A 492-nucleotide genomic window follows, 5' to 3' on the forward strand; every position below is an offset into this window, starting at 1 on the left:
ACCTGAAGGTGGAGACGTTTGCGAGTGCGCAAGACTTCCTCGCTTACGCGCGTCCCCCCGTGCCGGCGTGCCTCGTGCTCGACGTTCGCCTGCGCGGCGTCAACGGCCTGGCGTTTCACCGTGACATCATTAGCGAGGGCATCCGGCTACCGGTCGTGTTTATCACAGGACACGGCGATATCGAAATGTCCGTCAAAGCGATGAAGGACGGTGCGACAGATTTTCTGGCCAAGCCGTTCCGGGATCAGGACATACTCGATGCCGTCTCTCAGGCATTGACGAAGGACCGCGCGAGGTTGGCCAGCGAAGCCTCGCATCGGACAGTGAGGCTTCTGTATGACTCCCTCTCGATGCGCGAGAAGGAAGTGCTCGCTTATGTGATGACTGGCCTGCTCAACAAGCAGATTGCGGCGCGTATGGGACTCAGCGAAATTACGGTCAAGGTCCATCGCGGACAAGTCATGAGGAAGATGATGGCTCGCTCGCTACCCG

Annotated in this window: 1 protein-coding gene; it reads left to right on the forward strand. The window is 59.1% G+C overall.

The window, feature by feature from the left end:
• Nucleotides 1-59: 59 nt before the first annotated feature.
• Nucleotides 60-492, forward strand: a 433-nt coding sequence (locus tag CDV44_RS27075) for a response regulator transcription factor (RefSeq protein WP_371328823.1), incomplete at its 3' end; no start/stop codon positions are given.

The organism is Pandoraea sp. PE-S2R-1 (genome assembly GCF_002179865.1).
GTDB lineage: Bacteria > Pseudomonadota > Gammaproteobacteria > Burkholderiales > Burkholderiaceae > Pandoraea.